Here is a 9,314-nt window from a genome sequence, read left to right on the forward strand (position 1 = left end):
CCAGAGGTCGAGATTCTTGACGGGCTTTTTGTCGGCCGTGCGCCAGCCGTTCGTTTTCCAACGCATGATCCATTTCGTGATTCCGTCCCTGAGATAAATGCTATCGGTGTGAATGCGCGCCGTTGTGCGACGCTTGAGCGCCTCGAGAGCTTGGATCGCCGCCATGAGCTCCATGCGATTATTGGTCGTCGCGGCGTCGCCGCCGCTAAGTTCTCGCTCGTGCCCGTTCCAGCGCAAGATGGCGCCCCAGCCGCCCGGACCGGGGTTGCCGCTGCATGCGCCATCGGTGAAGATCTCGACGACGCGGGCGTCATGGCGTGAAGCACCGGTCATTCGAGCCCGTATGCCGCGGCACGCGCGATGCCCTGGTGAAACCGGAGCTTCTGCAAGTACTCGATCGGGTCCTTGGGCTTCACGAAGGCCCCTGCCGGATGATTGAGCCAGTCGTAAAGGCGTGTGAGCAAAAAGCGCAACGCACTGCCGCGTGCAAGCACCGGTAATGCCGACATCTCCTCCGCCGAGAGCGGGCGGCGCCTGCGATAATTCGAAAGCATTAGCCTAGCCTTCGTCACGTTGAAACTTCCGTCGTTCTCGAAGCACCAGGCATTGAGGCAGATCGCGAGGTCGTAGACGAGAAAGTCGGTGCAGGCAAAGTAGAAATCGATGACGCCGGATAGCTCGTTGCCGAGAAAGAAAATATTGTCGGGGAAGAGGTCGGCGTGAATGACCGCTTCGGGAAGGGAGGAGGGCCAACTGGCTTCGAGATAGTCGAGTTCGGTTCCAAGCTCGACGGCCAGGCCCGGCCTCACCTCTTGCGCGCGGTCCTTGCATGCGTCGTATAGGGGGCGCCAGCCTTGAACACCCAAGGCATTTTTGCGCCGCATCTTGAAACTGAGCCCCGCAAGATGGAGGCGCGCCATCGCATCGCCCAACAAAGCGCAGTGCTGGGGTGCTATCCGTCGCGGCCACATGCCCTTGAGGAAACTCACGATCGCGGCAGGTCGGCCGCAGAGCTCTCGAAGGGCATTTCCATCCTTGCCATGGATTGGCACGGGACAAGAAAATCCCTGCGCGGCAAGATGATCCATGAGGCCGAGGAAGAACGGCAAATCCTCTTTCGCAACGCGTTTCTCGTAGATGGTCAGGATGTAGGTGTCGCGTTCGGTCTGGAGGAGATAGTTCGAATTCTCTACCCCTTCGGCGATGCCCTTGTAGGCGACGACCTCGCCTAAGTCGTACTGGGCGACGAACGATTCGAGATCCTCGTCGGAGACTTCGGTATAGACGGCCATGGCACGCTAATCTGCCGTTCTGGCGAGCGAAGGGCAACAGGGACAGCGCCACAAGTCAAGCTGCTGGAATGTCCGGTGCGCTCCCTGGGGGCGGCTCTTCAGCCCCTTGTGCCCCTGGGGCCGCTCCCCTAGAGTGCCGCCGCTTGGCCCGGAATTAATGGGGCTAGCAATAGGAGAGGAGCGTCGTAAATGGCGGCACCGGCGATAGCCCAAAAAGGTCCGTTCACGGTCCAGGTCGAATCCGGCAAGGATTATTGGTGGTGCGCTTGCGGGCGCAGCAAGTCTCAACCATTTTGCGACGGCTCCCACAAGGGGAGCGAATTCTCCCCTCGCAAATGGACCGCAACCGAGTCGAAAGACGCGTATTTTTGCGGCTGCAAGCACTCGGCGCACGCCCCGTTCTGCGACGGCACACACAGCAAACTGTGATCTCGTTCTTGCAGATTCTTGCCCGGCTTGCGAAACGCCTGGGGGTCTTTGGCGCTCTGAGCGCAATGGCGCTCTCGGGGGCACTTGCAGGATGCGGCCAGGAAGCGTTGCCGTGTCCGGACGCGAAAATCCTGCGCGAAGCCGATCAGGTGACTAAATTTGCACCCGGCCAGGACGGCAATCAGCAAGCGATAACGTATATCGGACACGTAGCACAGGCACGCCTTAACTGCTCATACGATCCAAAGACTTACGAGAGCATGAGGGTGGCGCTTGGCATCCAGATCGAAGCGCAACGCACACCGACCGCCAAAGTCGACGCGGCGGAGCTCCGTTACTTCGTGGCGATCGTCAACCTCCAGGGCGAGATTCTCGCGCGCCAGGATTTCCCCCTGAACCTTCCCTTCAAACCCGGCCAGGACACGGTTTCCAAGGTTGAGCAGATCAATCAGCTCGTTCCACTCAAATATCCCCAAAATGGCGGTAGCTTGCAGATTTGGGTCGGTTTTCAGCTTTCGGACGCGGAGCTTCAATACAACCGCCAGCGCTACGGCAACTGAACGCGCCGTCGCCCATTCTTCCCGAGCGTGAAAGTCGCCGGTAGCGCCATCGAGCCGGCAATGCGCAAGGATTTATTGGTGTTGCGGGGAAGAGATCACGGCTCGAGAAATCGGCGCTCACGTCATGTCGAGTTTGATCAGCATGACCAGCTTGAACTCGGGATGAGCGGCCATGTTGAATGTCACCTGCCGGTAACGGAGGTACCCGTCTTGCGGGTGCGCAAAGGTCCGCTCGCCCCCCTCGCGATCGGTCACGGCACGTTCATTCCACCAGCGGGCGAAGGCGGCACTCCCTTCCGTCAACTCGTCGATCAGAGCGCGCATGCGCGGATCATCGATATTCCTGCTGTAGTCGACGCGTAACTCGGCAATGACGCGCCGCGCGCGATCCTCCCAATCGCAGACGAAATCGCGCGCTGCAGGATCGAGGAAAATGTAGCGCAGCAGGTTCTTCTCTCCGAGGCCAGCGAGCCAGCCGATGAATAGTCTTGCTGCGGGCGGATTGAATGCAACGGCATTCCACGTATGGTCGAGGAGGTAGGCGGGCGTGGCGATCGCGTGGACCGATGCAGCGAGAGCAGGCGGCAAAATGCCGCGCTCGTCGTGGGATTGAACCGCAGGGTCGCTCTTGCTCGCGAGGGCGAAGAGATAGCTCCGCTCGGCCTTCGAAAGACGCAGCCTTTCGGCGATGCGGCCCAGGGCTGCCGGGGAGACCGAGACGTCGCGGCCCTGTTCGATCCATGTGTACCATGTGGCGCTCATTCCGCAGAGGTCCGCCATCTCCTCCCGGCGCAAACCAGGCGTACGCCGGCGCACCCGAGTGGGGAGGCCAAGGGATTGGGGCGTCAAACGCTCCCGGCGCATTCGAATAAATTCGGCGAGTTCCCTGCGGCGAGCGGAGCTTGATTCGGTTATCATGATAGAATTTATACCAGTATAATTGGCCATCTGGTACTAGTTTAATCGATCGTGCTATGGCCGGATTTTCGTCACCCTTTGGCTTGGTCGAAGCGACGAGGCATTGGGTTAAACTGAGTCTTCGGAGTTGGATGCGATGGCAAAAACAACCCACGCGCATCTTGTTGCGCGACAGTTCGGCTCTCGGGCCGACGCCTACGTCAAAAGCGCTACTCACGCGCAAGGGGAGGACCTCGACCAGCTCGCCGCAATCGTGAGCGCGCGACCGGCCGGCCGAGTGCTCGATCTCGGTTGCGGCGGCGGCCATGTCAGCTTCAAGGTGGCACCTTACGCCACTGAAGTCGCCGCCTACGATCTCTCCGCCGAGATGCTCGAGGCAGTCTCGTGTGAGGCCGCAAGGCGCGGAATCGCCAATATCGTCACAAGGCAAGGGCGGGTTGAGCGTCTGCCATTCGATGACGGTACCTTCGATGTGGTGCTCAGTCGCTTCAGCGCCCATCATTGGCAGGACTTCCCGGCCGCTCTGAGAGAAGCTCGGCGTGTCGTCAAGCGCGGGGGTGTTGCCGCCTTCGTCGATGTCATTTCGCCCGGTCGCCCGATCCTGGACACTTGGCTCCAATCGATCGAGCTTCTGCGCGACCCCTCTCACGTACGGAACTATTCGTGCGACGAATGGCGACGTGACGTGGCTGCCGCGGGCTTCACGCCGGGTGCGACAGCCGAGCGCCGGCTCCGCCTCGAATTCACATCCTGGGTCGAGCGCATGGGCACGCCCGATATTCATCGCGAGGCTATCCGATCCCTGCAATCCCGGATGCCGACCGAGGTGTCGAATTATCTTGCGCTCGAAGCGGACGGCAGTTTTACCCTCGACGCCATGACCCTTGAAGCAGTCGCGACTTGACATTCCCATTGCCCCGACTACGCTAGCGCCCCGAGGAAACAACCAAGAAGGATTTCGCCGTCGCTTACGACACCTGCGGGAGAGACCGGCGCCGATCGACGATCGGCGCTGGCGCCGAAGGAGCAACCGCCCCGGAAACTCTCAGGCAAAAGGACCGCAGGCTTAGGCATCTCTGGAAAGCAGCGACGTCGCCCGCTTGCGGCGTTTGCTCACCGAAGGGGTAAACCCGCGCGGCAAGCTCGGGTGATTCTTTCAGGTCCGAAGACAGAGGGGGCTAATCCGCCGCGGAGCGCAATTCGCGCGCCCGGCGTGGATGAGGCCGGAACCCCGCTTTGGCACCTGACGGGAGACCTTGAGTGAGCGCACCTTCAGACGACGCCCTTAGGCGTACCCCGCTGTTCGATCTTCACGTCTCGCTCGGCGCCAAGATGGTGCCGTTCGCGGGCTACGAGATGCCGGTTCAATACCCGAGTGGCATCATGGCGGAGCACAACCAAACGCGGGTTGCGGCCGGCCTCTTCGACGTATCCCATATGGGACAGGTGCGTATTTCCGGAAAAGATGCGGCTACCGCACTCGAACGGCTGGTGCCCGGCGATATCGTTGGGCTCGCACCCTTTCGCCAGCGCTACACCCAGTTCACGAACGAAACCGGCGGTATTCTCGACGATCTCATGGTGAGCCGTTGGGGCGACGATCTTTTTGTCGTCGTCAATGCGGCATGCAAGGCAGACGATATCTCGCATCTGAAGCGCGGCCTCGAAGGAGGTGCTCGGATCGAACCGCTTGAGGACCGTGCACTTCTCGCACTTCAAGGCCCTGCTGCGGCCGACGTGCTCGCGCGATTGACGCCCGCCTGCCGCACGCAGAAATTCATGAGCCTTGCCGCATGCACACTCGACGGCATCTCGTGTCTCGTCACGCGGTCGGGCTACACCGGCGAGGACGGCTTCGAGATATCCGTGCCCGCCGAATCCGCGGAGGGGCTCGCGGCGCGGCTTCTCTCTGAGCCGGAGGTGAAGCCCATTGGTCTTGGTGCGCGCGATTCGCTGAGGCTCGAAGCTGGGCTCTGCCTTTATGGCCACGATATCGACAGCAAGACATCGCCGGTCGAGGCCGGCCTTACATGGTCGATCGGCAAGCGCCGCCGAATGGAAGGTGGCTTTCCTGGCTCCGATGTCATCCGCGATCAGCTCGATAACGGAATCTCGAAAAAGCGCGTTGGCATAATTCCCGAAGGCAGGGCGCCGGCGCGCGAAGGGACGGAAATCACGGACACATCCGGACGGCGTATCGGCGCCATCACCTCCGGGGGATTCGGTCCGACCGTGAACGGCCCGATTGCAATGGGCTACGTGGAGACGGCCGCAAGCAATGATGGCGCACCGCTCAACCTGACAGTGCGCGGCACGCCCCGAGCGGCCAAGGTTGCGCCAATGCCGTTCGTGGCGCATCGATATTATCGAGGTTAGCGAGAGGGAGGCAGGCATCCATGCTGAAATTTACCGAAGAGCATGAATGGATTCGCATTGAGGCTGACGGTACGGCGACCATCGGGATTACCAATTACGCCCAGGAGCAGTTGGGCGATGTGGTTTACGTGGAGTTGCCGCCGGTCGGCAAGGACGTGACCAAGGGCGGGGACGCCGCCGTCGTCGAATCGGTCAAGGCGGCGAGCGAGGTTTACGCCCCCGTGGATGGAACGGTCTCTGCCGTGAACGAAAAGCTCACGGGCGAGCCCGCGCTCGTCAATTCTTCGCCTATGGGCGACGGCTGGTTCTTCAAGATCAAACTCTCGAACAAGGGGCAGCTCGACACCCTGATGGACGAGGCCGCCTACAAGAAATTTTGCGAGGGGCTCCACTGATGCGCTATCTGCCGCTTACCGCAACCGATCGCGGCGCCATGCTGCAGGCAATCGGCGTTCCGTCGGTCGAAGACCTTTATCGCGACGTGCCGAAGGCAGCACTCCTGAAGAAGCCCGTCGACTTGCCCTACCATGCGGGCGAGCTTGAGGTCGAAAGGGCGTTCCAGGCCTTCGCCGCGACCAATCTCGGCACGAGTGCCGTGCCATCATTCCTCGGCGCCGGCGCATATCGACACCATATTCCCGCAACGGTCGACCATCTCATTCAGCGCGGGGAATTCCTCACCTCTTACACCCCCTATCAGCCGGAAGTCTCGCAAGGTACCCTTCAATACCTATTCGAATTCCAGACGCAAGTGGCGCTTATCACGGGAATGGAGGTTGCGAACGCCTCGATGTATGACGGAGCGACGGCATGCGTCGAAGCCGTCATGATGGCCAATCGCATCAGCGGACGGAAGAAAGCGATCCTCTCGGGCGGCCTTCATCCCCACTACCGCGAGGTTTGCGCCACCCACGCGCATTGGAGTGGTTTCGAGATCATAGCCCTCGAGCCCGACGCCCGGGCCATCGAAAATCTGGCTGCCCAGGTCGACGACGAGACCTCGTGCGTGGTCGTGCAAAGCCCCGATTTCTTTGGCCGCCTCAGCGACTACAAGGCGCTTGCGGACGCGGCACACGCGCGTGGCGCCCTCCTCGTCGTCGCGGTCACGGAAATCGTCTCGCTCGGCCTCGTCGCACCGCCCGGTGAAATGGGTGCGGATATCGTGGTGGCGGAGGGTCAGTCGATCGGTGTGCCGCTTGGCTTCGGCGGCCCATATCTCGGTTTGTTCACCACGCGCGAGAAGTATTTGCGCCAGATGCCAGGTCGGCTCTGCGGGCAAACCGTCGATACCAAGGGTCGGCGCGGCTGGGTGCTCACACTCTCGACCCGCGAACAACATATCCGCCGCGAAAAGGCGACGAGCAATATCTGCACGAATTCGGGCCTCTGCGCGCTCGCTTTCACGATCCACATGGCGCTACTCGGCGAAGCGGGATTTACACGGCTCGCTGAGCTCAATCACGTGAAGGCGGTACAGCTTGCCGACCGGCTCCAGGCCGTCAAAGGTGTCGAGGTTTTGAACGACAGCTTCTTCAATGAATTTACGCTGCGCCTCTCAAAACCGGCAGCCGATGTCGTCGACACCCTTGCCGAGCGACGCATTCTCGCGGGTGTGCCGCTTTCGCGCTTCTATCCGGATCGCCGGGCACTTGCGAACCTCATGCTGGTCGCGGCAAGCGAAATGACTGCCGAATCCGACATGGATGCGCTCGTGAAGGCGCTCCAGGAGGTGCTGTGATGGACCTTTCCCAGGATCGCAAGTCCCGCCCCGGCGCACTGCAAGCGACCGGGCCTGACGCTGCAACGATAAGCGGCAACCGCGGTCTTCAGCTCGAGGAGCCGCTCATCTTCGAGCAGAGCAAGGAGGGGCGCACGGGTGTCGATCTGCCAACACCCGCCAAAGTGACCGAGCGTCTCGGCGGTTTGAAACGCCAAGGCAAGATTGGCTTGCCGGGCTTATCGGAGCCGCAAGTGGTGCGTCACTTCACGCGCTTGAGTCAGAAGAACTACGGCATCGACAGTGGGCTTTATCCACTCGGCTCCTGCACCATGAAGCATAATCCGCGGCTCAACGAGAAGGTGGTGCGGCTTCCCGGTCTCGCCGATCTCCATCCACTCCAGCCGGAGCGGACCGTGCAAGGTGCGCTCGCACTCATCGACCGTCTCGCCCATTGGCTCAAGACGCTGACCGGCATGCCGGCCGTGGCGATGTCGCCGGGTGCGGGCGCGCACGGCGAGCTTTGCGGCATGATCGCGATCCGGGCCGCCCTCGAGGCGCGCGGCGAAGCCAAGCGCCGGCGCGTGCTGGTTCCCGAGTCCGCCCACGGCACCAACCCCGCCACGGCGGCGGAATGCGGGTTTACGGTCGATCCGATTCCGGCCAATGCCCAGGGCCGCGTCGATCTCGCCGCTTTCAAGGCAAAGCTCGGGCCGGACGTTGCGGCCCTCATGCTAACCAATCCGAATACCTGCGGCCTCTTCGAGCCGGACATGATCGCGATCGCGGACGCACTGCACAAGAGTGGCGCTTATTTCTACTGCGATGGCGCCAACTTCAACGCGATCGTCGGGCGCGTGCGGCCGGGAGATCTCGGCATCGACTGCATGCACATCAATCTCCATAAGACCTTCTCAACGCCCCATGGCGGTGGCGGGCCAGGCAGCGGGCCGGTCGTCCTGTCTGCCGCACTCGCCCCTTATGCCCCGCTTCCCTACGTGGTTCACGGACCGAACGGCTTTCGAATTGTTGAGCATGCTAAGGATGCTCCGCATTCCGGCACGCCGTTCGGGCGGCTCAAGGGCTTCCACGGCCAGATGGGCATGTTCGTGCGCGCACTCGCCTATATGATGAGCCACGGGGCGGACGGCCTGGCGCAAGCCTCGGCTGACGCGGTGTTGAACGCCAACTACTTGATGGCCCGGCTCGGCGATCTGCTCACACTGCCATATCCGGGACCTTGCATGCATGAGGTCCTGTTCGACGATCGGTTTTTGAAAGACACCGGTGTCACGACCCTGGATTTTGCCAAGGCAATGATCGACGAGGGCTTTCACCCCATGACGATGTATTTCCCGCTCGTCGTCCACGGCGCCCTCCTCATGGAGCCGACTGAAACCGAGAGTAAGGAATCCCTCGATCAATTCATCGAAGTAATCCGGGGCCTTGCCGCACGCGCGAAGAGGGCCGATGCTGCTGCCTATTTCCATGGGGCCCCTTATTCGACCCCTCGCCAACGCCTCGACGAGACCGGTGCCGCGCGCAAGCCGATCTTGCGCTGGCGTGCAGAAAGCATGGCTTCGGAGGCCGCGGAATAGGGCCAAATCCGGTTGATCATGGTTCGAGACGGCCGTCTTTTTTTGCGTGACGCAGAAGAAGGCGCGCGAAGCGCGCCGGCAGCCTCCTCACCATGAAGATTATTTTTATTTCTAATGTCCTCACCCTGAGGAGGTGCGCAGCACCGTCTCGAAGGGTGAGGTTAGCCGCGGCGGCTTCAATCGTACCGGCGTTAGAGATGTTTGCCGTTGCCGCCGCGGTGCCGATGGTCGAGGCGCCTAAAAGGATGCCCGCACCGTGGGCGGCGCTGATCGTGGCGCTCGCATCGTTGCCGTTGTTGACGATGGAGCCCGAGTGGGTCTTTCCGTCGGTGAAGATGATCGCCGTCACCTTCTGGCCGGCGTTGACCGTCGGATTGGCGATGGGATTGGGGTTGGTGACAAGCTGCGCGTGAGCGGTGGTGCT

At 61.6% G+C, this 9,314-nt stretch carries 11 protein-coding genes and 2 riboswitches; of the genes, 7 read left to right on the forward strand and 4 right to left on the reverse strand.

Translation table 11 applies throughout. From position 1 onward, the window contains the following. Both rnhA and VEJ16_07045 read right to left on the reverse strand, forming a co-directional pair. Positions 1-333, reverse strand: a 333-nt coding sequence (rnhA, locus tag VEJ16_07040) for a ribonuclease HI (GenBank protein HYB09408.1), incomplete at its 3' end; no start/stop codon positions are given. Further along, positions 330-1,292, reverse strand: a complete 963-nt coding sequence (locus VEJ16_07045) for a homoserine kinase (protein HYB09409.1) — start codon at positions 1,290-1,292, stop codon at positions 330-332. The genes VEJ16_07045 and rnhA, both read right to left, overlap by 4 nt. Positions 1,293-1,481: 189 nt before the next feature. On the opposite strand from VEJ16_07045, the gene VEJ16_07050 reads away from it, so the two are divergent. Beyond that, the gene (locus VEJ16_07050; protein HYB09410.1) at positions 1,482-1,721 is read left to right on the forward strand and encodes a CDGSH iron-sulfur domain-containing protein; all 240 of its coding nucleotides are present in this window, start codon (positions 1,482-1,484) and stop codon (positions 1,719-1,721) included. Beyond that, complete coding sequence (locus tag VEJ16_07055) at positions 1,628-2,281, forward strand: hypothetical protein (GenBank protein HYB09411.1); 654 nt, start codon at positions 1,628-1,630, stop codon at positions 2,279-2,281. The genes VEJ16_07050 and VEJ16_07055 overlap by 94 nt, the downstream gene beginning before the upstream one ends. A gap of 117 nt (positions 2,282-2,398) precedes the next feature. Here VEJ16_07055 and VEJ16_07060 read toward each other — a convergent pair whose 3' ends face one another. Then, positions 2,399-3,199: a helix-turn-helix transcriptional regulator gene (locus tag VEJ16_07060; GenBank protein ID HYB09412.1), complete on the reverse strand. Its 801-nt coding sequence runs from the start codon at positions 3,197-3,199 to the stop codon at positions 2,399-2,401. Positions 3,200-3,335: 136 nt separating this feature from the next. Here VEJ16_07060 and VEJ16_07065 point away from each other — a divergent pair, with 136 nt between their 5' ends. The 5 genes from VEJ16_07065 (at position 3,336) to gcvPB (ending at position 8,890) form a co-directional block, all read left to right on the forward strand. After that, positions 3,336-4,103 carry a class I SAM-dependent methyltransferase gene (locus VEJ16_07065; protein ID HYB09413.1) on the forward strand — a complete coding sequence of 256 codons (768 nt, stop codon included), beginning with the start codon at positions 3,336-3,338 and terminating at the stop codon, positions 4,101-4,103. 66 nt (positions 4,104-4,169) lie between these two features. Beyond that, positions 4,170-4,270, forward strand: a riboswitch (glycine riboswitch). Further along, positions 4,271-4,377, forward strand: a riboswitch (glycine riboswitch). It begins immediately after the preceding riboswitch. An 82-nt stretch (positions 4,378-4,459) separates the two neighbouring features. Further along, positions 4,460-5,575 carry a glycine cleavage system aminomethyltransferase GcvT gene (gcvT, locus tag VEJ16_07070; protein ID HYB09414.1) on the forward strand — a complete coding sequence of 372 codons (1,116 nt, stop codon included), beginning with the start codon at positions 4,460-4,462 and terminating at the stop codon, positions 5,573-5,575. A 20-nt stretch (positions 5,576-5,595) separates the two neighbouring features. Continuing rightward, complete coding sequence (gcvH, locus tag VEJ16_07075; GenBank protein HYB09415.1) at positions 5,596-5,970, forward strand: glycine cleavage system protein GcvH; 375 nt, start codon at positions 5,596-5,598, stop codon at positions 5,968-5,970. Beyond that, a complete protein-coding gene (gene gcvPA / locus VEJ16_07080) occupies positions 5,970-7,313 on the forward strand; it encodes an aminomethyl-transferring glycine dehydrogenase subunit GcvPA (GenBank protein HYB09416.1) in 1,344 nt (447 codons plus the stop codon). Before gcvH ends, gcvPA begins: the two co-directional genes overlap by 1 nt. Continuing rightward, positions 7,313-8,890: an aminomethyl-transferring glycine dehydrogenase subunit GcvPB gene (gene gcvPB / locus VEJ16_07085; GenBank protein ID HYB09417.1), complete on the forward strand. Its 1,578-nt coding sequence runs from the start codon at positions 7,313-7,315 to the stop codon at positions 8,888-8,890. Before gcvPA ends, gcvPB begins: the two co-directional genes overlap by 1 nt. A gap of 16 nt (positions 8,891-8,906) precedes the next feature. Here the strand turns inward: gcvPB and VEJ16_07090 are convergent. Next, a partial coding sequence (locus tag VEJ16_07090; GenBank protein ID HYB09418.1) for a hypothetical protein occupies positions 8,907-9,314 on the reverse strand: 408 nt, incomplete at its 5' end.

It is taken from the genome of Alphaproteobacteria bacterium (assembly GCA_035625915.1).
Lineage (GTDB): Bacteria > Pseudomonadota > Alphaproteobacteria > JACZXZ01 > JACZXZ01 > DATDHA01.

Bases quoted from the DNA above. Each gene is read 5' to 3' on its own strand.
- VEJ16_07045 (HYB09409.1), bottom strand. From the start codon at position 1,292: ATGGCCGTCTATACCGAAGTCTCCGACGAGGATCTCGAATCGTTCGTC.
- VEJ16_07050 (HYB09410.1), top strand. From the start codon at position 1,482: ATGGCGGCACCGGCGATAGCCCAAAAAGGTCCGTTCACGGTCCAGGTC.
- VEJ16_07055 (HYB09411.1), top strand. From the start codon at position 1,628: ATGGACCGCAACCGAGTCGAAAGACGCGTATTTTTGCGGCTGCAAGCA.
- VEJ16_07060 (HYB09412.1), bottom strand. From the start codon at position 3,199: ATGATAACCGAATCAAGCTCCGCTCGCCGCAGGGAACTCGCCGAATTT.
- VEJ16_07065 (HYB09413.1), top strand. From the start codon at position 3,336: ATGGCAAAAACAACCCACGCGCATCTTGTTGCGCGACAGTTCGGCTCT.
- gcvH (HYB09415.1), top strand. From the start codon at position 5,596: ATGCTGAAATTTACCGAAGAGCATGAATGGATTCGCATTGAGGCTGAC.
- gcvPA (HYB09416.1), top strand. From the start codon at position 5,970: ATGCGCTATCTGCCGCTTACCGCAACCGATCGCGGCGCCATGCTGCAG.
- gcvPB (HYB09417.1), top strand. From the start codon at position 7,313: ATGGACCTTTCCCAGGATCGCAAGTCCCGCCCCGGCGCACTGCAAGCG.